21 protein-coding genes, 2 pseudogenes and 1 riboswitch are annotated in these 20,632 nt (G+C 69.3%); of the genes and pseudogenes, 12 read left to right on the plus strand and 11 right to left on the minus strand.

The window, feature by feature from the left end:
• Window positions 1-172: 172 nt before the first annotated feature.
• On the plus strand, window positions 173-1,291 hold the full coding sequence (gene serC / locus G6N51_RS14695) for a phosphoserine transaminase (RefSeq protein WP_142274809.1): 1,119 nt from the start codon (window positions 173-175) through the stop codon (window positions 1,289-1,291).
• Window positions 1,292-1,454: 163 nt separating this feature from the next.
• Window positions 1,455-2,228 carry a septation protein SepH gene (sepH, locus tag G6N51_RS14700; protein ID WP_083167490.1) on the plus strand — a complete coding sequence of 258 codons (774 nt, stop codon included), beginning with the start codon at window positions 1,455-1,457 and terminating at the stop codon, window positions 2,226-2,228.
• Between the two features lie 31 nt (window positions 2,229-2,259).
• Here the strand turns inward: sepH and G6N51_RS14705 are convergent, their stop codons facing one another.
• Genes G6N51_RS14705 through G6N51_RS14715 form a run of 3 tightly spaced genes read right to left on the minus strand, consistent with a single transcriptional unit; the run spans window position 2,260 to window position 3,835 of the window.
• Window positions 2,260-2,532: a DUF2537 domain-containing protein gene (locus tag G6N51_RS14705; RefSeq protein WP_083167494.1), complete on the minus strand. Its 273-nt coding sequence runs from the start codon at window positions 2,530-2,532 to the stop codon at window positions 2,260-2,262.
• Window positions 2,529-3,407 carry a TrmH family RNA methyltransferase gene (locus G6N51_RS14710; protein ID WP_083167499.1) on the minus strand — a complete coding sequence of 293 codons (879 nt, stop codon included), beginning with the start codon at window positions 3,405-3,407 and terminating at the stop codon, window positions 2,529-2,531. Before G6N51_RS14710 ends, G6N51_RS14705 begins: the two co-directional genes overlap by 4 nt.
• On the minus strand, window positions 3,404-3,835 hold the full coding sequence (locus G6N51_RS14715; protein ID WP_083167504.1) for an Rv0880 family HTH-type transcriptional regulator: 432 nt from the start codon (window positions 3,833-3,835) through the stop codon (window positions 3,404-3,406). The genes G6N51_RS14710 and G6N51_RS14715 overlap by 4 nt, the downstream gene beginning before the upstream one ends.
• 192 nt (window positions 3,836-4,027) lie before the next feature.
• Between G6N51_RS14715 and G6N51_RS14720 the strand changes: the two genes are divergently transcribed.
• On the plus strand, window positions 4,028-4,303 hold the full coding sequence (locus tag G6N51_RS14720; protein WP_083167507.1) for a DUF2530 domain-containing protein: 276 nt from the start codon (window positions 4,028-4,030) through the stop codon (window positions 4,301-4,303).
• A 31-nt stretch (window positions 4,304-4,334) separates the two neighbouring features.
• Window positions 4,335-4,790: an SRPBCC family protein gene (locus G6N51_RS14725; protein ID WP_083167512.1), complete on the plus strand. Its 456-nt coding sequence runs from the start codon at window positions 4,335-4,337 to the stop codon at window positions 4,788-4,790.
• Between the two features lie 224 nt (window positions 4,791-5,014).
• On the opposite strand, the pseudogene G6N51_RS14730 reads toward G6N51_RS14725, so the two are convergent.
• A pseudogene (locus tag G6N51_RS14730) lies at window positions 5,015-5,797 on the minus strand (DUF3027 domain-containing protein); the annotation flags it as partial.
• 131 nt (window positions 5,798-5,928) lie between these two features.
• Between G6N51_RS14730 and G6N51_RS14735 the strand changes: the two are divergent.
• Both G6N51_RS14735 and G6N51_RS14740 read left to right on the plus strand, forming a co-directional pair.
• The gene (locus G6N51_RS14735) at window positions 5,929-7,581 is read left to right on the plus strand and encodes an MFS transporter (RefSeq protein ID WP_142274819.1); all 1,653 of its coding nucleotides are present in this window, start codon (window positions 5,929-5,931) and stop codon (window positions 7,579-7,581) included.
• Window positions 7,578-8,066 (plus strand): DUF2771 domain-containing protein, encoded by a 489-nt coding sequence (locus tag G6N51_RS14740; protein WP_083167525.1) that lies wholly within the window; start codon window positions 7,578-7,580, stop codon window positions 8,064-8,066. The genes G6N51_RS14735 and G6N51_RS14740 overlap by 4 nt, the downstream gene beginning before the upstream one ends.
• Window positions 8,067-8,080: 14 nt before the next feature.
• On the opposite strand, the gene G6N51_RS14745 is transcribed toward G6N51_RS14740, so the two are convergent.
• The 3 genes from G6N51_RS14745 to G6N51_RS14755 all read right to left on the minus strand — a co-directional run bounded on the left by G6N51_RS14745 (window position 8,081) and on the right by G6N51_RS14755 (window position 11,558).
• Window positions 8,081-9,088, minus strand: a complete 1,008-nt coding sequence (locus G6N51_RS14745; protein WP_083167530.1) for a glutathione S-transferase family protein — start codon at window positions 9,086-9,088, stop codon at window positions 8,081-8,083.
• A gap of 28 nt (window positions 9,089-9,116) precedes the next feature.
• Window positions 9,117-11,045 carry an acyl-CoA dehydrogenase family protein gene (locus G6N51_RS14750; protein WP_083167534.1) on the minus strand — a complete coding sequence of 643 codons (1,929 nt, stop codon included), beginning with the start codon at window positions 11,043-11,045 and terminating at the stop codon, window positions 9,117-9,119.
• Between the two features lie 105 nt (window positions 11,046-11,150).
• On the minus strand, window positions 11,151-11,558 hold the full coding sequence (locus G6N51_RS14755; protein WP_083167539.1) for a cold-shock protein: 408 nt from the start codon (window positions 11,556-11,558) through the stop codon (window positions 11,151-11,153).
• Window positions 11,559-11,721: 163 nt separating this feature from the next.
• Here G6N51_RS14755 and G6N51_RS14760 point away from each other — a divergent pair, with 163 nt between their 5' ends.
• The 4 genes and pseudogenes from G6N51_RS14760 (at window position 11,722) to G6N51_RS14775 (ending at window position 14,846) form a co-directional block, all read left to right on the plus strand.
• The gene (locus tag G6N51_RS14760) at window positions 11,722-12,123 is read left to right on the plus strand and encodes a YccF domain-containing protein (RefSeq protein ID WP_083167544.1); all 402 of its coding nucleotides are present in this window, start codon (window positions 11,722-11,724) and stop codon (window positions 12,121-12,123) included.
• Complete coding sequence (gene moaA / locus G6N51_RS14765) at window positions 12,120-13,196, plus strand: GTP 3',8-cyclase MoaA (protein ID WP_083167549.1); 1,077 nt, start codon at window positions 12,120-12,122, stop codon at window positions 13,194-13,196. The genes G6N51_RS14760 and moaA overlap by 4 nt, the downstream gene beginning before the upstream one ends.
• A gap of 4 nt (window positions 13,197-13,200) precedes the next feature.
• Window positions 13,201-13,479, plus strand: a complete 279-nt coding sequence (locus G6N51_RS14770) for a MoaD/ThiS family protein (RefSeq protein WP_083167554.1) — start codon at window positions 13,201-13,203, stop codon at window positions 13,477-13,479.
• A gap of 238 nt (window positions 13,480-13,717) precedes the next feature.
• Window positions 13,718-13,915, plus strand: a riboswitch (cyclic di-AMP (ydaO/yuaA leader).
• A 12-nt stretch (window positions 13,916-13,927) separates the two neighbouring features.
• Window positions 13,928-14,846 (plus strand): annotated as a pseudogene (locus tag G6N51_RS14775) (transglycosylase family protein).
• A 78-nt stretch (window positions 14,847-14,924) separates the two neighbouring features.
• On the opposite strand, the gene G6N51_RS14780 reads toward G6N51_RS14775, so the two are convergent.
• Genes G6N51_RS14780 through G6N51_RS14795 form a run of 4 tightly spaced genes read right to left on the minus strand, consistent with a single transcriptional unit; the run spans window position 14,925 to window position 16,565 of the window.
• A complete protein-coding gene (locus G6N51_RS14780) occupies window positions 14,925-15,350 on the minus strand; it encodes a molybdenum cofactor biosynthesis protein MoaE (RefSeq protein ID WP_083176162.1) in 426 nt (141 codons plus the stop codon).
• A complete protein-coding gene (locus tag G6N51_RS14785; protein WP_083176164.1) occupies window positions 15,347-15,829 on the minus strand; it encodes a MogA/MoaB family molybdenum cofactor biosynthesis protein in 483 nt (160 codons plus the stop codon). Before G6N51_RS14785 ends, G6N51_RS14780 begins: the two co-directional genes overlap by 4 nt.
• Complete coding sequence (gene moaC / locus G6N51_RS14790; protein WP_083176160.1) at window positions 15,829-16,356, minus strand: cyclic pyranopterin monophosphate synthase MoaC; 528 nt, start codon at window positions 16,354-16,356, stop codon at window positions 15,829-15,831. Before moaC ends, G6N51_RS14785 begins: the two co-directional genes overlap by 1 nt.
• Before the next feature lie 8 nt (window positions 16,357-16,364).
• Window positions 16,365-16,565, minus strand: a complete 201-nt coding sequence (locus G6N51_RS14795) for a hypothetical protein (RefSeq protein WP_142275261.1) — start codon at window positions 16,563-16,565, stop codon at window positions 16,365-16,367.
• Between the two features lie 118 nt (window positions 16,566-16,683).
• Here G6N51_RS14795 and G6N51_RS14800 point away from each other — a divergent pair, with 118 nt between their 5' ends.
• Both G6N51_RS14800 and G6N51_RS14805 read left to right on the plus strand, forming a co-directional pair.
• Entirely contained in the window at window positions 16,684-18,936 is a 2,253-nt protein-coding gene (locus G6N51_RS14800; protein ID WP_083176156.1) for a helicase-associated domain-containing protein, read from the plus strand.
• Window positions 18,937-18,977: 41 nt separating this feature from the next.
• Window positions 18,978-20,627 (plus strand): DNA repair helicase XPB, encoded by a 1,650-nt coding sequence (locus G6N51_RS14805; protein ID WP_083176154.1) that lies wholly within the window; start codon window positions 18,978-18,980, stop codon window positions 20,625-20,627.
• Window positions 20,628-20,632 lie beyond the last annotated feature (5 nt).

The following is a 20,632-nucleotide window of genomic DNA, read 5'->3' on the forward strand; positions in this document are numbered from 1 at the left end:
CTTCTAGACCCCCCGCGGGCACTGTGGCCTGACCAGTGGTCAGGCTTATGGTGTGCCCTGCCTCACAGTGCGTGAAACACCGCGGGGGCGGCCAGGCGTTTTGCGCGGCTCACGGGCGTCGGCCATCGGACCGCCGCGTCGCCGGTCACATCGGCTCACTACCCTGATGAGCATGGCTGACCAGCTTGAGGTTCCCGCTGACATCAAACCCCGCGACGGCCGCTTCGGATGCGGCCCTTCCAAGGTCCGGCCCGAACAGTTGCAGGCGCTGACCACGACCGCGGCCTCGCTGTTCGGCACGTCGCACCGGCAGGCGCCCGTCAAAAACCTGGTCGGCCGGGTCCGGGCGGGGCTGGCCGAACTGTTCTCCGTGCCGGACGGTTATGAGGTCATCCTGGGCAACGGCGGCGCGACGGCGTTCTGGGACGCCGCGGCGTTCGGCTTGATCGACAAGCGCTCGCTGCACCTGTCCTTCGGCGAGTTCAGCGCGAAATTCGCCTCCGCGGTCGCCAACAACCCGTTCGTCGGCGACCCGATCGTCATCAAGGCGGAAGCCGGCGGCGCACCGGAACCTCAGGGCGATCCGTCGGTCGATGTGATCGCCTGGGCGCACAACGAGACGTCGACCGGGGTGGCGGTGCCCATCCGGCGGCCGGCCGACGCAGGCGACGCCCTGGTCGTCATCGACGCCACCTCCGGCGCGGGCGGGCTGCCGGTGGAGATCACCGAGACCGATGCCTACTACTTCTCGCCGCAGAAGAATTTCGCCAGCGACGGCGGCCTGTGGTTCGCCATCATGAGCCCGGCCGCGCTGGCGCGGGTCGAGTCCATCGCCGCGTCGGGCCGCTGGGTTCCCGACTTCCTGTCGTTGCCGATCGCCGTCGACAACAGCCTGAAGAACCAGACGTACAACACCCCGGCGGTCGGCACGCTGGCTTTGATGGCCGAGCAGATCGACTGGATGCTGGGCAACGGCGGGCTGGAGTGGGCCGTCAAGCGCACGGCCGACTCGTCGCAGCGGTTGTACTCCTGGGCGCAGGAGCGGCCGTACACCACGCCGTTCGTCTCGGACCCGGGCTTGCGTTCTCAAGTGGTCGGCACCGTCGATTTCGTCGACGACGTCGACGCCGCGGCGGTTGCGAAGACCTTGCGGGCGAACGGCATTGTCGACGTGGAGCCGTACCGCAAGCTCGGGCGTAACCAGCTGCGGGTCGGGATGTTCCCGGCGGTTGACCCCGACGATGTCAGCGCCCTGACGCAATGCGTCGACTGGGTGGTCGAGCGGCTTTAGCCCGGCGAGCAACGGCCGATGCGAAGACGCGCAGCCGGGCTGTAACCCGCTCGCAATCGGCACGCAACCGCCCAGCGTGTCAGCACAGGTTATGGGCGTCAGCTGCACTAGAGTGCGCACGAGACGGGTCCGTCGACCTGCACGGAGCCTGCGAGGAGAAGCCATGCGGGAACTCAAAATGGTTGGGGTCGATGCCGGCGGCAAACACATCATCTGCGAGACCGGCGATCCCGCCGAACCGTTCAAGCTCGCCGTCGACGATCAGCTCAAGGCCGCCGTGCGGGGCGAGATCGTGCCGCAGGAGCAACCGCAGCTCGACATCCAGGTCACCAACATGCTGAGCCCCAAAGAGATTCAGGCCAGGATCCGCGCCGGCGCGTCCGTCGAACAGGTAGCCGCTGCGTCGGGCTCCGACGTCTCGCGGGTCCGCCGATTCGCGCACCCGGTGCTGCTCGAGCGCGCTCGCGCCGCGGAGTTGGCAACCGCGGCGCACCCGGTGCTCGCCGACGGACCCGCGGTGCTCAGCCTGCTCGAAACCGTGAGCGCGGCCCTGGTGACGCGCGGCCTGGAACCCGACCGGCTCAGCTGGGATGCCTGGCGCAACGAAGACAGCCGCTGGACCGTGCAGCTCGCGTGGAAGGCCGGCCGGTCCGACAACATCGCGCACTTCTGCTTCGCCCCCGGCGCGCACGGCGGAACGGTCACGGCGATCGACGACGCGGCCAAGGAATTGGTCGACCCTAACTTCGACCGACCGCTGCGCCCGCTCGCGCGGGTCGCCCACGTGGACTTCGAGGAGCCGGCGAAGCCCGCGGCCGCCGCTCCGCAAGAACAGCCCGTGCCGCAGGAGCCGCCGGTGCACACCCGGCGCGGCAAGCCCGTCATCCCGGCGTGGGAGGACGTGCTACTGGGCGTGCGCTCGGGCGGACAGCGCTAGCCCGCGACCCGCCGCGCCCGGCTACGCCGCGCTACCGCGCCACGGTCATCGCGAGCAGCGTCAGCCACGCTCCCGCGACGCCCATTCCCGCGCCCAGCAGGAACCAGCGCAAAACCGGCTTGTGCCGCCAACTCCACAGCGTCGGCGCCAGCCCGCCTGCCGCAACGATGTTGAGCCCGACCGCCAGCAGCGGATGCACCCGGATGAGCCCCAGACTGAGCACCACGATGGCGGCCCCGGTCACCGCGGCGACGAACCCGGCTACCGTCAAACCCGTTGCCCAGGGCGGGGAATCGTCGGTCACCCGCCGAGCCTAACCTTATCGCCGGGCCACTCCGCGGACCGCATCGTCGCCGAGCGGCCCCGTTCGTAGAACGCCAAAGCGGCCGCAGTGGCGACGTTCAGCGAGTCGGTTCCGCGCGACATCGGGATGCGCACCCGCACGTCGCTCATGCGCAGGGTCGCCGGCGTCAGCCCCGGCCCCTCGGCGCCCACAACCACCGCGACACGTTCGTCACAGGCGGCCGCCATGGCCTCCGCCAGGGTGCAGGCATCGCCTTGCGGGGTCATCGCGAGCAGTCGGAATCCGTTCTCTTTCAACAGTTTCAGCTCGGCGGGCCAGTCGCTCGCCCGGGCATACGGGACCAGCAGGGCGTGGCCCATGGAGACCCGGACGGCGCGACGGTACAGCGGGTCGGCGCAGCCGCTGCCGAATACCACCGCGTCGACGCCCAGGCCGGCGGCATTGCGGAAGATCGAGCCCAGGTTTTCGTGATCGTTGACGCCCTCGAGCACCGCGACGGTCCGGGCGCCTTCGACCAGATCTGCGACGGTGGGCTCCGACACACGGCGGGCGGCCGCCAGCACACCGCGATTGAGGTGAAAGCCCACCACGCGCGCCATCACGTCCGCGGAGGCCCGATAGAACGGCACGGGGTTACCGGCCAGGTCGTCCGCGAGCTCGCCGAGCCGGCGACCGGTGCCCAGCAGGGCGTGCGGGGTGAACCGGGAAGCAAGCATGCGCTGGACGACGAGCACCCCTTCGGCGATCACCAGGCCTTTGCCCGTCGGCAGATCGGGGCGGCGATCGACGCTGTTCAGGTCCCGGAAATCGTCGAGCCGGGGGTCGCCGGGATCATCGACGTCCTGAACGTTCGGGCCAGCGGTTGCATCGCTCACGGGCTTTCGTCGACCAGGGCCAACATCAGGTCGGCCGCGTTGCGCAGAGTGTCACGCTGTTCGCCGTCCAGCGTCGCCAGCCGTTTCGCCAACCATTCCTGACGGGCCCGCCGCGTCGCCTTGACCAGCTCGGCGCCGGACTGCGACACCGACACCAGCACCTGCCGGCCGTCGACGGGATGCGGGGCGCGGTCCACCAGACCCATGTCGGCCAGTGACGCGATCACCCGGGTCATCGACGGCGGCCGGACCCGTTCGCGGATCGCCAGCGCGCCGGGCGTCATCGGACCCTCGTTGGCAAGCGTTGCCAGCGCCGACAGCTGGGATAACGACACCGGCGATGACGGGTTCCGGAACCGGAGTTGGCGGGCCAGCCGCATGACCGCCAGCGACAGGTCGCTCGCCAGCCGCGCATCGCTGTCAGGCATGGCGCGAGGTTACACGGAAGCTCAAGAAATCGGGATACGAACCGGTGAACGACGGGCTTTGGTCCCAGGGGCCGCATGGGCCGACGATCTCCGAACCGTTTTTGTGGCCCGGAAACCGCGCTGCCAGGCATTTCGGCCACCCGGGCGCGGCGGCGGTAGGGCGCCCGCGCGGGCGGCGCTATGTTAATCGCGATGCCCGACGAAACCGGCCAGAACCGCGAGGCGCCGCCGCTGCCACCCGTGCTGCTCAACGCGTGGCCCTTCATCGCACTCGGCGCGCTCGGCTGGCTGGCCGCGGCGACCGCCGCGTTCTTGGTGCCGGCCCTGCAGACTTGGCGTCCGCTGACGCTGGCCGGGCTCGGAGTGGGCGCGCTCGGGACGGGCATCTTCGTGTTACAGCTCGCCGCGGCCCGCCGCGGCGAGCGCGGCGCGCAGACCGGACTCGACAACTATCTCGACCACAGCTAGTTCTCGCACCCATCACGAAACGGGAGGACCGATGGTAGCCCCGCTACTGCAGGCGCAAATCGATATCGACGCACCGGTTTCCACAGTGTGGGGGCTGATATCCGATCTTCGGCGGATGCCCGAGTGGAGCCCGCAATGCCGTTGGATGAAGACCTTCGGGCCGCTGCGCCAAGGCATGCGCAGCCTCAACATCAATCGCCGTAAGCGGATGTTCTGGCCGACCACCTGCACCGTCGTCGAGGTGATCCCGGAAACCAAGCTCGCGTTTCGAGTCGACGCCAACCACACCATCTGGAGCTACGAACTCCAGCCCACCGGCGCCGGCACCCGGGTGATCGAGAGCCGTCACGCCGAGAACGGCGTGACCGCCTTCTCGAACCTGTCGGTGAACACACTGTTCGGCGGGACCACCAACTTCGAACGCGAGCTGGTCGAGGGCATGCACACCTCGCTCGCCAGGATCAAGGCGGCCGCCGAAAAGGGCTAGTCCGCCTCGGACTGCTCGGTCTGCCCGGGCTGGGCATCCGATGCCTCGGACTGCTCGGGCTGGGCGTCCGACACCTCGGGCTGCTCGGGCTGGGCCTCCGGCGCCTCGGGCGCCGACGCCTCCACCTCCGGCTCGACCTGCGGGCGCACGTCCGGCTCCGCCGGCTCGGGCGCCTCAGCCACCGCGACGGGCTCCGCTTCGACCGGCGCGGTCGCCTCAGCCACCTCGGTCGGTGCCTCCACGACGTCGAGCACGCCATCGTCGTACGGCTCGTACATGGGCGAACCGGTTCCCGCCGGAGCGGGGGTATCCGAATGCGCGCCGCAACCGTACTGCTTTTCGACGACCTGACCGTCGGCCGACAGTTCGTTGCCGCATACCCCGAACATCGCGCCGAGCGAGCCCGCCAACGGCAGGAAGAAACCGCAGTCGCGGCACACCCGCTTGGTGGAGCGCGCCATCGGCGAATCGGGGCCGTGATCGCCGGTGTGCCAGCGCTCGGCCGCCTCCGCACGGCCCCAGGCGCTCATCACCCACCGCCGGCCCAGCCCGATCTCCGCGGCGGTCTCATCGACCTGCGCGTCACCGGTGGCCAGATAGCCGGGAACCAACCGCGGATCGTCGGCTGCGGGGGCGAGCAGGTCGCCGGGGCTCAGGTCCCCGGGGCGCACCCGCTGATCCCACGGGACCCACTGCGGCGCGAGCAACGCCGTCGGGCCCGGGATCAGCACCACTTCGCTGACCGTGGCGTGGTCGGCGCCGGGATGCGCGGCGACGACGACGGCCCATTGCCAGCCCTGATAGCCGGGCAAATGCGCCAGGAACCGGTGCGTGGCAGCGGCCGAATCCTCGTAGCTGACGCCCAGGTAGTCGCCGACCGCCTCCGCCCCGCTGAACTCCACGACGGCGGCCCTGGCCTGGTCCGCCGCGCCCGTGAGCACGGCCGCCAACCCCTCAGGCCACTCGGCCACGGTCGCCACGGCGGATTCCTCGATGGGCCCGGTCACCCTGTCCCCTTCCTGCATTGCGTTTCCAATACTAGGTTGGCGAGCCACGCCCCGTTACCTGCAGACGCATGTCGTCGGCATAGGGGAGAATCTCCAACGTGTCTGGACGGCGGCGTGACGATCCGGGCCGCGTGGCCTCCACTCCGGGTCGCCGGCCCCGCAATGGAGCGGGCAAACAGCACCCGGGCATGGCCAATTACCCCGCCGACGACGCCGATTACCGCCGGTCGCGCCGCCCGCCGCCGATGCCGAGCGCCAACCGCTACCTGCCGCCCATCGGTCATCAGCCGGAGCCGGATCGACGCGACAGCACACCCCCACGCGCTGCCCCCACGGGCGAACGCATCACCGTCACCCGCGCCGCCGCGCAGCGAAGCCGCGAGATGGGTTCGCGGATGTACTGGATGGTGCAACGCGCCGCCACCGCCGACGGCGCCGACAAGTCCGGTCTGACCGCGCTGACGTGGCCGGTGGTGGCCAACTTCGCGGTGGACGCCGCGATGGCGGTGGCACTGGCCAACACGCTCTTCTTCGCGGCGGCCACCGGGGAAAGCAAGGGCCGGGTCGCGTTGTATCTGCTGATCACCATCGCGCCGTTCGCGGTCATCGCGCCGCTCATCGGCCCGGCGCTGGACCGGTTGCAGCACGGCCGGCGCGTCGCGCTCGCCGCATCGTTCGCCCTGCGGACGGGGTTGGCGCTGCTGCTGATCACGAACTACGACGGCGCCACAGGGAGCTATCCGTCGTGGGTGCTTTATCCCTGCGCGCTGGCCATGATGGTGTTCTCCAAATCGTTCAGCGTGCTGCGCAGCGCCGTGACGCCGCGGGTCATGCCGCCGACCATCGACCTGGTGCGGGTGAACTCCCGGTTGACCGTGTTCGGCCTTCTCGGCGGCACCATCGCCGGCGGGGCGGTGGCGGCGGGCGTCGAGTTCGTCTGCACCCGCCTGTTCAAGCTGCCCGGCGCGTTGTTCGTCGTCATCGCGGTCACAATCGTGGGGGCCTTGCTGGCCATGCGGATTCCGCGCTGGGTCGAGGTGACGGCGGGCGAGGTGCCGGCCACCTTGAGCTACCGCCAGGACAGCGAGCCGCAACGCCGGCACTGGCACAGCGAAGTCAAGAAGGTCGGCGGAACACTGCGACAACCGCTGGGCCGCAACATCATTACCGCGTTGTGGGGCAACTGCACCATCAAGGTCATGGTCGGCTTCCTGTTCCTGTACCCGGCGTTCGTCGCCAAGGCGCACCAGGCCAACGGCTGGGTCCAGCTGGGCATGCTCGGAATGATCGGCGCGGCGGCCGGAATCGGCAACTTCGCCGGCAACTTCGCCGCCGCCCGCCTGCAACTGGGTAGGCCGGCCGTGTTGGTGGTGCGCTGCACGCTGGCGGTCTCCGCGGTCGCGCTGGCGGCCTCGGTCGCGGGAACCCTGGCAGCCGCCGTGATCGCCACCCTGGTCACGTCGGGCTCCAGCGCCATCGCGAAGGCCTCGCTGGACGCCTCGCTGCAGAACGACCTGCCCGAGGAATCGCGGGCCTCGGGTTTCGGGCGTTCGGAGTCGACGCTGCAGTTGGCCTGGGTGCTCGGCGGGGCGGTCGGCGTGTTGGTCTACACCGAATTGTGGGTCGGCTTCACCGCGGTCACCGCGCTGCTCATCCTCGGGTTGGCGCAGACACTCGTCAGCTATCAAGGGAATTCGCTGATCCCCGGCCTCGGCGGTAACCGCCCCGTCATGGTCGAGCAGGAGGGCGCACGCCGCGGCAGCCCGGCGGTGGTGCCCGAGTGAAACGCGGTGTGGCCGTGCTGCTCGCCGGCCTGGTGACTGTGGCGTGCGTGGCCGTCGGTGTCGGCACCTGGCTGCTGGTGCGCCCAGCCGGCCCGCAGCGGCCCGAGATCAGCGCGTATTCGCACGGCCACCTCGCCAGGGTGGGGCCCTACCTCTACTGCAGCGTGCTCAACCTCGACGACTGCGACACACCTCAAGCCCAGGGCGAGCTGAAGGTCAGCGAGCGCTACCCCGTGCAGCTCTCGGTGCCCGACGCGATCTACCGGGCGCCCTGGCGGCTCCTGCAGGTATACGAGGACCCAACCAACACCACCAGCACCATCTTTCGGCCGAACACCCGGTTCGCGGTGACCATCCCCCCGGTCGACCCACAGCGTGGGCGCCTGGTCGGGATCGTCGTGCAGTTGCTGACGCTCGTAATGGACCCTGGCGGGGAACTGCGCGATGTGCCGCACGCGGAATGGTCAGTGCGCCTGACCTATTGAGCGCTCGACACGAGTTATTGTGCGCCGTGCCCGGCGGGCACCCGCTCCCCTTCGACCGGCGGGTCGGGCGGGGTTCCGTCGCCGAAAGGCTTGCCGCCCAGGAGCTCCCGGCCATGCGGCGACAGCCAGCCCGCTAGGTCCGGCCCCTTGGGCACGATGCCGGTGGGGTTGATGTCGGCGTGCACGATGTAGTAGTGCTGCTTGATCTGGACGAAGTCGATGGTGTCGCCGAATCCGGGCGTCTGGAACAGGTCGCGCGCATACGCCCACAACACCGGCATCTCGCTCAGCTTGCTGCGGTTGCACTTGAAATGCCCGTGGTAGACGGGATCGAAGCGGACCAGCGTGGTGAACAGCCGCACGTCGGCCTCGGTGATGGTGTCGCCCACCAGATATCGCTGATTGGCCAGGCGACCACTGACCCAATCCAGCGCGGTGAACAGCCGGTCGTAGGCCGCCTCGTAGGCCTGCTGCGAGCCGGCGAAACCACACCGATACACCCCGTTGTTGATCTCGGTGTAGACCCGTTTGTTCACCTCGTCGATCTCGGCGCGCAGCCGCTCGGGGTACAGGTCCGGTGCGCCGTCGCGGTGATATGCCGACCACTCGGTGGACAGGTCCAGGGTCATCTGGGCGAAATCGTTGGTGACCACCGCCCCCGTCGGCACCTCCACGATCGCGGGGACGGTGATGCCTTTGGGGTAGTCGGGAAAGCGCTTGAAGTACGCGTCCTGCAACCGGGGGATCTTCAGCACCGGGTCGACACCGCCCGGATCGAGATCGAACGTCCAACTGCGCTCGTCGTGCGTCGGACCGCAAAACCCAATGGAGAGAACGGGTTCCAGTCCCAGCAATCGGCGCACGATGATGGCCCGGTTGGCCCAGGGGCACGCCCGGGCGACAATCAGCCGATACCGGCCGGGCTCGACGGGATAGCCGTCCCGCCCGTCGGCGGTGATGCGGGTGGTGATGTAGTTGGTGTCGCGGGTGAATTCACCCGCCCCGGCAACGTAGGTGGCCATATCTCCCGTGTTTCGCTAAGAACGTCGGCTAGGAACTCACAAATCGCCGAGCCAGATTCGTCTCGGTGGAGGCGCCCTGCTCCCAGTGGGCGATCCACGGGCCGGTGCCCTCCGACTGGTCGATGATGCCTTCCTCGAGCCAAGAATAACGGCCCTGCATCACCTCGCGGGTCAGCCGGACGTCGCAGCTGTCGGTATTGGTCCACAACGCGTCGAACAGCCCCTCGACCCGCAGGGTGGCCTGCCGGCAGAACGTATCGGCCAGCTCGTAGCCCTGCTGACCGACCGCCGGGTCCGCGGCGCGCTGGGCCTCGGCCCGCACACAGGCCGCGGACATCGCGAACAGCTCGGCACCGATGTCGACGATGCGCCCGAGGAACCCCTGACGCTGCTCCAATTTGGCCTGCCAGCGCGCCATCCCGTAGAAGGTGTTGCGGGCCAGCTTGCGGCTGGAGCGTTCCACGAACCGCAGGTGCGACGCCAGCGGTCCGAACTCGCTGTAAGCCCTGGGTCGCTGCCCTTCTCCAAAAACGAGCTGCGGCAACCACTTTGCGTAGAATCCGCTGGCCCCGACCGCCGCGGCGGCCTTCTGCCGCAAACCGGTGTCAGGCTTGGCGAGGTCACCGGCCGCAGACAGGTGGGCATCGACCGCCTCCCGGGCGATGAGCAGCCTCATGATCTCGCTGGATCCTTCGAAGATGCGATTGATCCGCAAGTCCCGCGATACCTGTTCGACCGGCACGGCGCGTTCGCCGCGCGCGGCCAGGGACTCCGCCGTCTCATAGCCCCGGCCGCCGCGGATCTGCATGACCTCGTCGGCGATGATGCACGCCATCTCGCTGGACCACAGCTTGGCCAACGCCGCCTCGATCCGGATGTCGTTGCGCCCTTCGTCGGCCATCTGCCCGGACAGTTCGAGTACCGCGTCGAGCGCATAGTTGGTCGCTGCGATGAACGAGATCTTGCGGGCCACCGCTTCGTGCTCGGCCAGCGGCTTGCCCCATTGCACACGCTCCCCCGACCACTCGCGCGCCACCTTCAGGCCCCACTTTGACGAACCCGTAGCGATCGCGGGAATCGACAGCCGCCCGGCGTTGAGCGTGGTCAGCGCGATCTTCAAACCGTCGCCCTCGCGGCCGATCAGGTTTTCGCTGGGCACCCGAACGCGGTGCAGCCTGGTCACCCCGTTCTCGATGCCGCGCAAACCCATGAATTTGTTGCGCCGCTCGACGGTGATCCCGGGTGAGTCGGCCTCGACGACGAAAGCGCTGATGCCGCCGCGGTGCCCATCGCTGCGGGGCACCCGGGCCATCACGACCAGCAGTTCGGCGACCACGCCGTTGGTGGTCCACAACTTCACGCCGTCGAGCTCGTAGGCCGTCCCGTCTTCGACGGGTGTTGCCGTCGAGGCCAGCCGGGCCGGATCGGAGCCCACATCCGGTTCGGTCAGCAGAAACGCCGAGATGGCGCCCGCGGCACACCGGGGCAAGAACTTCTTCTTCTGCTCCGGGGTTCCGGCGAGTTTGAGCGGCTCCGGCACCCCGATCGACTGATGGGCCGACAACAGCGCACCGAGGCTGGGATGAACGGAGGAAACCAGCATCAGCGCCCGGTTGTAGGCCACTTGCGACATGTTCAGGCCGCCGTATTCCGACGGGATTTTCATGCCGAAACAACCCAGCTCGGCCAGACCTTTCACATACTCGTCGGGAATTTGCGCGTCGCGTTCGATGACGCTGCCATCAACGCCGCCGAGGAAGCCGCGCAATTTGTCGAGAAACGCGCGGGTGCGCGCCTCGTCGGCATCGGACGGTTTGGGAAACGGGTGGATGAGCTCCAACGGAAAACGACCAAGGAACAGCTCCTTCGCGAAGGATGGTTTGTCCCAACCGGTTTCGCGAGACTCCTCGGCCAGTGCCCTGGCTTGTTCCTCGGTGACGTGCGCTTGCTGTGCCATCGCAGCCTCCTCGCTCGACGACTGTGGCGAGGTGGGAGTACCCCGTGACCGGCACTTCCTCACCCCTTCGTGGGGGCGGGTGGCACTCGGGCCGGCGGCGACGAGCTAGGCGTCGAGCTCCCGGGCGACCGCCCGAACCACCTCGGAGACCCGTCGAGCCGTCTTGCGGTCCGGGTAGCGGCCCTTGCGCAACTCGGGCTGCACGGCGCTTTCCAGCAGCGTGATCATGTCCTCGACCATGCCGTGCAGTTCGTCGGGGCTGTGCTTGTGCTCGGCGGGCACCTCGCGGCGCGCCTTGGTGAGGCTGGGCGGCGGCTCGATCAGCTTCAGGCTCAGCGCCTGAGGCCCGCGCCGCCCGGAGGCGATGCCGAACTCCACGCGCTGGCCCGCCTTGAGCCCCTCGACCCCAGCGGGCAACGCCGACGAGCGGACGTACACGTCTTCGCCGTCCTCTTGCGACAGGAAGCCAAACCCCTTGTCGGCGTCGTACCACTTAACCTTGCCGGTCGGCACTGGTCTCACCTGCTTGTCTAACGGATTAATAGAATGGCCAACACAATAAGCGTCCCGCCTGCGCAGGACGCCGTTTGGTCTGTAGATCCTACTCGGATGCTCACCTGACGAGCACCCCCGTTATCGCCCACTCGGTAGGCTGGGCAGCGACGGTGGAGGAGATATGCGCCTGATCCTGAACATCATCTGGCTGGTGTTCGGCGGCCTGTGGATGGCCGCCGGGTATGTGGTTGCGGCGCTCATCAGCTTCTTGCTCATCATCACGATCCCCTTCGGCGTCGCGTCGCTGCGCATCGCCTCGTATGCGTTGTGGCCGTTCGGCCGCACGATCGTCGACAAGCCGACCGCCGGCACGGTGACCCTCATCGGAAACGTCATCTGGGTGCTGTTGTTCGGGCTTTGGCTGGCGATTGGCCACGTGCTCAGCGCGCTGGCCATGGCGATCACCATCGTCGGCATTCCGCTGGCGCTGGCCAACCTGAAGCTGATCCCGGTGTCGTTGATGCCGCTGGGCAAGCAGATCGTTCCGGTCGGTTCGCCGTCGTCGCAGGTGATGGCCGCATGACCCTGACGACGCTGGGTGTGCCGACGGTGCCGGGCCGCACCGCCCGGAAGGCGCCGGACGCGCCGATGACGGGACCGTTGGTGGACACTTACGGGCGGGTCGCGGCCGATCTGCGGGTCTCGCTGACCGACCGCTGCAACCTGCGGTGCAATTACTGCATGCCGGCCGAGGGCCTGGATTGGCTGCCCGGCGAACAACTCCTGCGGCCCGAGGAGCTGGCCCGGCTGATGCACATCGCCGTCACCCGGTTGGGCATTACCAGCGTCCGGTTCACCGGTGGCGAGCCCCTGTTGGCGCGGCACCTCGAAGAGGTCGTCGCGGCGGCGGCCGGGCTGCGGCCGCGCCCGGAGATCTCGCTGACCACCAACGGGATCGGGCTGGCGCGGCGCGCCGCCGCCCTGGCCCAGGCAGGCCTGAACCGGGTGAACGTGTCGATGGACAGCGTGGATCGCGACCACTTCGCGGCGATCACCCGCCGCGATCGACTCGACGACGTGCTCGCCGGCCTGGCCGCCGCCCACGACGCCGGCCTGACGCCGGTCAAGGTGAACGCCGTGCTGGACCCCGTCACCGGGCGCGACGACGTCGTCGAACTGCTGCGGTTCTGCCTCGAGCGCGGCCACCAATTGCGGGTCATCGAGCAGATGCCCCTGGACGCCGGACACCAATGGCGCCGCGGAGCCGCGCTGAGCGCCGACGATGTGCTCGACACGCTGCGCCCCCACTTCCGGCTGCGTCCCGACCTGGCGCCCCGCGGCTCGGCCCCCGCCGAGCTCTGGCTGGTCGACACCGGCCCAGGGACGCCGAGCGGCAAGTTCGGCGTCATCGCGTCGGTCTCGCATGCGTTCTGTTCGGCCTGTGACCGCACCCGGCTCACGGCCGATGGTCAAGTCCGCAGCTGCCTGTTCTCGGCCGAGGAGACCGATCTTCGGATCCTGCTGCGCAGCGGCGCGTCCGACGATGCCATCGAAAGGGCGTGGCGGGTCGCGATGTGGGGCAAGCCCGCCGGTCACGGGATCAACGATCCGAGCTTCGTCCAGCCCGACCGCCCGATGAGCGCGATCGGTGGCTAGCCCCATGGGTCAGGCGTCCGTCCAACAAAACGGGATTCAGGTGACGGTGCGCTACTTCGCGGCCGCGCGGGCGGCGGCGGGCGCCGAGTCCGAAACGGTGGTGGTGCGGCTCGGCACCACGGTGGCCGAGCTGGTCGAGCGCCTTTCCGTGCGCGGCTCACGACTCGCCACGGTGTTGGGCAGATGTTCCTACCTCTGCGACGGCGTGGCGATCCGTGACGAGACCGCACCGTTACGCACCGGCAACACGATCGACGTCCTACCCCCCTTCGCCGGCGGCTAAAACTGTGAGTTATCTCACGTAACGGAACGATAACGACGCAATCACACTCCGATATCGGGTGCTATGACCTGCGTGAATGCCGGGTGTTCCTCGGGTTTTCGCAGATGGCCGAGAGGGAAACGCCCGGTTTCGCTGAACGTGACGGGATCGACAGAAACCGATACCTTTCTCCGAAGGCTCGCCAAGACAATCGAATTGGCGGACCTCCCCTCCCTATCGCGCCGAGCTCCATCCAGTAGGCAGGGGCCCACCGACCTACGTGGATGGAGACGGGGGACCCACCGGTCCACCGTGATCGGATTGGGGCCGCGTGCGGCCCCTAGGGGCGAAGCCGACGTCGTTTCACAGCGGATACGCAGTGCATTCGATGACGGCCGGGTGGCCTCTCCAACCCGAACCCGACAGCTGACCTCGCAGGCGCGTGACGAGAGAGGATTTTTTACGGCCTATGAGTGGACGTCACCGTAAGCCCAGCACGTCAAACATCAGTGTCGCCAAGATCGCCGTCACCGGCGCGGTCCTCGGTGGCGGCAGTATCGCCCTGGCCGCGCAGGCGGCCGCGGCCACCGACGGCGAATGGGACCAGGTAGCCCGTTGCGAATCCGGTGGCAACTGGGGAATCAACACCGGCAACGGCTACCACGGTGGCGTGCAGTTCAGCTCGAGCACGTGGGCCGCACACGGCGGCGGCCAGTACGCCCCGTCGGCCGAATTGGCCACCAAAGAACAGCAGATCGCCGTCGCCGAGCGCGTGCTGGCCACCCAGGGCCGCGGCGCGTGGCCGGTGTGCGGTGGCCCGCTGTCGGGCCCGACGCCGCGCGAGGTCCCCGCACCGGCCGGCCTGGACGCTCCCCTGGATGCGCCCGGGATCAACGGCCAGCCGGCACCGCTGGCTCCGCCGCCCGCCGACGCGCCCCCCCCCGCCCCCGCCGGTACAACTGACGGGCTTTGACCAGCCGGCACCTCCGGCGGACCTCCCGCCGGCACCCCCGGCGGACCTTCCCCCGGCACCCCCGGCTGATGTGCCGCCCGCCGACGCCATCCCGCCCGCGCCGCCCGCCGACCTGCCGCCGGCACCCCCCGCGGACCTCCCCCCGGCACCCCCGGCTGATGTGCCGCCCGCCGACGCCATCCCGCCCGCGCCGCCCGCCGACCTGCCGCCGGCACCCCCGGCGGACCTGCCGCCGGCACCCCCGGCGGACGCACCCGTCGTCGTCGACGACTTCCACGGTTTCGTGCCGGCCAACATGCCGCAGGAGGTTTCCTCGGTTGGCTACACGAAGCAGCTGTGGGAGGCCATTCGGGCGCAGGACATCCAGGGCAACGACGCGCTCGACGCGATCGCCCAGCCGTCCCCGGCCACCTGAGTCCCGCCCGTCAGACCGCCCGGCACGCCTCGAAAGTTTGCGCTTTCGGGGCGTGCCGGCATTCCAATCGCTACGGCGCTACGCCGAGCCCACCCATTCTTCGGTTCCGTCGTCGAAGAACTGGTGCTTCCACACCGGTAGCAGCGCCTTGATGGTGTCGACGAGAAGCGCGCAGGTGGTGAACGCCGCCTGGCGGTGGTCGGCCGCGACCGCGGCCACCAGCGCCGCCTCCCCGATGCGCAGCACCCCGGTCCGGTGGCTGGCCGCCACGGCGCGCACCCCGCTCGACTGTTCCGCGACATCGGAGACCACCTTGGCCAAGACCTGTTCAGCCGACGGATGCGCGGAGTACTCCAGCCGCACCACCCGCCGGCCGTCATCGTGGTCGCGAATCATCCCGACGAAGCCGACGATGGCCCCGGCCGACTGGTGGGCCACGAGTTCTTCGTGCTCGGCCAGGAAGATCGGGTGATCGGTCATGGCCGCGCGGACGACGAGCGTCATCGCTGGTGGTCTCCACCGGCGAGCTGATCGAGCGCGTGATCGAGCACGTCGGCAAGTACGCCCAGGCCGTCGCGCACCCCGCCGGGGGAACCCGGCAGGTTGACGATCAGGGTCCGGCCCGCCACCCCACACACTCCGCGCGACAACACCGACGTCGGCACCTTCGGCAGTCCCGACCGGCGGATGGCGTCGGCCAGCCCGGGGATCATGTAGTCCAGCACCGCCACCGTCTGGTCGGGGGTGCTGTCGCTGGGCGAGATGCCGGTGCCCCCGGACGTGATGATGACGTCGACGCCGTCGCCGACCGCCTTGCGCAGCGCCTCCCCGACCGGCTCACCGTCGGCCACCACCTCTGGCTCGGCGAACGAAAACCCCCGCTCCCCAAGCCATTCGGCGATGATCGGCCCACACCGGTCGTCGTACACCCCCGCCGACGCGCGGGTCGAGGCGATGATGACGCGGGCGGATCGGGCGCCCATCACCGCTCCCACGTTCCGGTCTTGCCGCCTTCCTTGCGCAGCACCCGAATGTTATCGATGCGGGCGGCGGGATCGACCGCCTTGATCATGTCGTAGAGCGTCAGACCGGCCACACTGACCGCGGTCAGCGCCTCCATCTCCACACCCGTGCGGTCGGTGCTGCGCACCGTCGCGGTGATCTCGATGTCGGATTCTCCCACCATGAACTCCACGTCGACTCCGGTGAGCGCCAACTGATGGCAGAGCGGGATCAGGTCACTGGTGCGCTTGGCGGCCAGGATGCCCGCCACCCGGGCGGTGGCCAACGCGTCGCCCTTGGGCAGTCCTCCGGCCGAGATCAGCTCCACGACGCGCGGCGAGGTATGTAGGGCACCCGCGGCGACCGCGGTCCGCTTGGTCGCCCCCTTGCCGCTGACATCGACCATGTGGGCCGCACCGCGGTCGTCCAGGTGTGACAGTGCGCCCGCAGGGGATTCTCCCGACGCCCAGCTCGCCGGGGGCTTGGCGGCCTCGGAGGCCCTAGCCATCCTGGCGCCTACCGGTTAACGACGGTGACCGGGTGCAGGTAGGGCAGGTCAGTGGGGGGCAGCGGGAACGCCAGCTCGCCAAAGGGCGACAACGCACCCGTCCGGTCGGTCACGAGTTCGCTCACCGCGTGGTCGTCGGGGTCCGTCGTCGGCCACCCATTGTCGACATACCTGGTTTTGCGGGCTTTGCCCTCAGCAGTGTCAGCCACGCCGTCCATTCTGACAGGTCGCTCTTGCGCCCGTCGTGCAAGACCGCCAGTTCGGCGGACGAGCTGCCGGCATTCGCCGCCTGCTCATGACCCGCTGACTGCTTTACGCTGGTCAGCAATGACCGACAACACCCCGGATATCCCGCTGGGGTCGTGGCTGGCCGACTTGTCCGACGAGCGGCTGATCCGCCTGCTAGCGCTGCGGCCGGACCTCGCCCAGCCGCCGCCCGGCAGCATCGCCGCGCTGGCCGCCCGCGCGCAGGCCCGCCAGTCGGTCAAGGCCGCCACCGACGAGCTCGACTTCCTGCGGCTCGCGGTGCTCGACGCGCTGCTGGTGCTGCAGGCCGACGCCACTCCGGTGCCGACGGCGAAACTGCTGGCCCTGATCGGTGAACGAGCTCCGGAGTCCGACCTGCTGGCGGCCTTGGACGACCTCCGGGAGCGCGCCCTGGTCTGGGGCGATGCCGCGCTGCGCGTCGCACCCGACGCCGGCACCGCGCTGCCGTGGCACCCGGGCCAGGTCACCCTCGAGGACGCCTCCCGCACCGGCGAGCAGATCGCCGGCCTCATCGACGAGTTGAACCAGGCGCAGCTCGACGTGCTGGACAAGCTCCTCGAGGGTTCCCCGATGGGGCGCACCCGTGACGCCGCGCCCGGCGCCCCCGTGGACCGGCCGGTGCCCCAGCTGCTGGCGATGGGTCTGTTGCGCCGCATCGACGCCGAGACGGTGATATTGCCGCGCCACGTCGGGCAGGTGCTGCGCGGCGAACAGCCCGGGCCCATGCGGCTGACGGCACCCGACCCGGTGGTGTCGACCACCACCGCCGACGACGTCGACGCGGTGGCGGCCGGGGCCACCATCGACCTATTGCGAGAACTCGACGTCCTGCTCGAAACGCTGGCCGCCGCACCGGTTTCCGAGCTGCGCAGCGGCGGGCTGGGTATCCGCGACGTCAAGCGGCTCAGCAAGTCGACCGGCATCGACGAGTCGCGCCTGGGGTTGCTTCTCGAGGTGGCGGCCGCAGCCGGCTTGATCGCGAGCGGGATGCCCGACCCGGAACCGGCCACCGGCGAGGCGCCGTACTGGGCGCCGACGGTGGCCACCGACCGGTTCACGTCGATGCCGACCGCCGAGCGCTGGCAGCTGCTGGCCAGCAGTTGGCTCGACCTGCCCAGCCGGCCGGCCCTGATCGGAACCCGCGGACCCGACGCCAAACCCTATGGCGCCCTTACGGATGCGTTGTACTCGACTGCCGCGCCGCTGGACCGTCGGCTGTTGCTGGGCACGCTGGCCGAATTGCCGCCGGGCGCGGGGGTCAACGCGGTCGAAGCGTCGGCGGCGCTCATCTGGCGGCGGCCACGCTGGGCCAAGCGGCTGCAGCCCGGCCCGGTGGGTGATCTGCTGGCCGAGAGCCAAGCGCTGGGGCTGGTGGGACGCGGTGCGCTCAGCACGGCCGGCCGAGTCCTGCTGCACGAAGACGCCCAGTCCGCAGTCGACGCCATGGCGCGGGCCCTGCCCAAACCGATCGATTACTTCCTCATCCAGGCCGACCTGACCGTGGTGGTACCCGGCCCGCTGCAGCGCGACCTGGCCGAGCAGCTGGCCGCGGTGGCGACCGTCGAGTCGGCCGGCACCGCGATGGTGTATCGCATCAGCGAGCAGACGATCCGGCATGCCCTCGACGTCGGAAAGACCAGCGACTGGATGCACGCCCTGTTCGCCAGGCATTCCAAAACGCCCGTCCCGCAGGGCCTGACCTATCTCATCGACGATGTCGCACGCCGGCACGGCCAGCTGCGGATCGGCATGGCGGCTTCGTTCGTACGGTGCGAGGACCCGGCCCTGCTGGCCCAGGCCGTGGCCGCGCCCGCCACCGAAGGGGTGCAACTGCGCGCCCTGGCGCCGACGGTCGCGGTATCCCCCGCGCCGATCGGCGAGGTGCTGGTCGCGTTGCGGGCGGCGGGCTTCGCCCCCGCGGCCGAGGACTCGACCGGCGCGATCGTCGACGTCCGTCCCCGGGGGGCTCGCGTGCCCGCGCCGCAGCAGCGGCGGTCCTACCGCCCGATGCCGCGCCCCAACAGCGAGAGCCTCAACGCCGTGGTCGCGGTGCTGCGCAAGGTGACGGCCGCGCCGTTCGGCAACATTCGCGTCGACCCGGCTGTGACGATGTCGTTGTTGCAGCGCGCGGCCAGGGAACAAGACACGCTGGTGATCGGTTATCTGGATGCCGCCGGCGTCGCCACCCAGCGGGTCGTGTCGCCGATCACCGTCCGGGGCGGCCAGCTGACCGCCTTCGACTCGGCCTCGGGGCGGCTGCGTGACTTCGCCATCCACCGCATCACGTCCGTGGTGTCGGCCAACGGCCGATAATGGATGGCTGATGCGGCGAGAAACGAGGAGGAGCTGCGCCCTTGACTGACGGCCCGTTGATTGTGCAGTCCGATAAGACGGTGCTGCTCGAGGTCGACCACGAGCTGGCCGGTGCCGCGCGTGCCGCCATCGCACCGTTCGCCGAGCTCGAGCGCGCGCCCGAGCACGTGCACACCTACCGGATCACGCCGTTGGCGCTGTGGAATGCCCGCGCCGCCGGCCACGACGCCGAACAAGTGGTGGACGCGCTGGTCAGTTTCTCGCGCTACGCGGTGCCCCAGCCGCTGCTGGTCGACATCGTCGACACCATGGCCCGCTATGGCCGCCTGCAGCTGGTCAAACACCCGGCGCACGGCCTCACGCTGCTCAGCGTGGACCGCGCGGTGCTCGAGGAGGTGCTACGCAACAAGAAGATCGCCCCCATGCTCGGCGCCCGCATCGACGAGGACACCGTCGTCGTGCACCCCAGCGAGCGCGGCCGCGTCAAGCAGATGCTGCTCAAGATCGGCTGGCCCGCAGAGGATCTCGCGGGTTACGTGGACGGCGAGGCACACCCGATCAGCCTCGCGCAGGACGGCTGGCACCTGCGCGACTACCAGCAGATGGCCACCGACTCGTTCTGGTCCGGCGGGTCCGGGGTGGTGGTGCTCCCGTGCGGGGCGGGCAAGACGCTGGTGGGTGCGGCCGCGATGGCGAAGGCCAGCGCGACGACGCTGATCCTGGTCACCAACATCGTCGCGGCGCGGCAATGGAAGCGCGAACTGGTGGCCCGCACCTCGCTGACCGAGGACGAGGTCGGCGAATATTCCGGAGAGCGCAAGGAGATTCGGCCCGTCACCATCTCGACGTATCAGATGATCACCCGCCGCACCAAGGGCGAGTACCGGCATCTCGAGCTCTTCGACAGCCGCGACTGGGGGCTGATCATCTACGACGAGGTCCACCTGCTGCCGGCACCGGTGTTCCGGATGACCGCCGACCTGCAATCCAAGCGGCGCCTGGGCCTGACGGCCACTCTGGTCCGCGAGGACGGCCGCGAGGGCGACGTGTTCTCCCTGATCGGCCCGAAGCGTTACGACGCGCCGTGGAAGGACATCGAGGCCCAGGGCTGGATCGCGCCGGCCGAGTGCGTCGAGGTGCGGGTCACCATGACCGACAACGAGCGGATGATGTACGCCACCGCAGAACCCGAAGAGCGCTACAAGCTTTGCTCGACGGCGCATTCCAAGATCGCGGTGGTCAAGTCGATTCTGGACAAGCACCCGGGCGAACAGACGCTGGTGATCGGCGCCTACCTCGACCAGCTCGACGAGCTCGGTGCCGAGCTGGACGCCCCGGTGATCCAGGGGTCGACGCGGACCAAGGAACGCGAAGAGCTGTTCGACGCGTTCCGTCGCGGCGAGGTGTCCACCTTGGTGGTGTCCAAGGTCGCCAACTTCTCCATCGACTTACCGGAAGCCTCTGTGGCGGTTCAGGTTTCGGGAACCTTCGGGTCTCGCCAAGAGGAGGCGCAACGGCTGGGCCGGCTGCTGCGCCCCAAGTCGGACGGTGGCGGCGCCATCTTCTACTCCGTGGTGGCCCGCGACAGCCTGGACGCCGAGTACGCGGCGCACCGTCAGCGCTTCCTCGCCGAGCAGGGTTACGGCTACATCATCCGCGACGCGGACGACCTGCTGGGACCGGCGATCTAGACGAA

Source organism: Mycobacterium paraseoulense (assembly GCF_010731655.1).
Classification (GTDB): Bacteria; Actinomycetota; Actinomycetes; order Mycobacteriales; family Mycobacteriaceae; genus Mycobacterium; species Mycobacterium paraseoulense.